The following is a 500-nucleotide window of genomic DNA, read 5'->3' on the forward strand; positions in this document are numbered from 1 at the left end:
GGTACCGTACAAAGACTCGTCATTGACGATGTACGGCAGGTATAGCTCTTCATAGCCATTAGTCTCGGTATGCGTATCAAGCATAAATTGAGCAAGAGCACGATGTAATTTAGCTAAGGCGCCACGCATCAATACAAAGCGCGATCCGGTTAGCTTACTTGCTGTTTCGAAATCTAATTTGCCCAAGCCTTCGCCTAACGCAACATGATCCTTCACTTCAAAATCAAACGTAGTTGGTTCGCCCCAAACAGCGACTTCGACGTTATCATTTTCGTCGTTACCAGTAGGAACCTCTTCGTCAGGAATGTTTGGCATTCCAGCTAACAACGCATTTAACTCATCTTGAAGAACTTTAAGCTCGGCTTTTTTCTCTTCTAAAGCAGCGCCCATCTTATCCATTTCAGCAATTAGTGGTGCAATATCTTCGCCGGCCGCTTTGGCTTTACCAATTCCCTTCGAACGGGCATTACGCTCGCTTTGCAAGGTCTCAGTTTCCACTT

1 pseudogene is annotated in these 500 nt (G+C 45.4%); it reads right to left on the reverse strand.

Annotated elements, in window-relative coordinates:
• Positions 1 to 483: pseudogene (locus A3762_RS06230) on the reverse strand (serine--tRNA ligase); the annotation flags it as partial.
• Positions 484 to 500: the final 17 nt, after the last annotated feature.

Source organism: Oleiphilus sp. HI0125 (assembly GCF_001635355.1).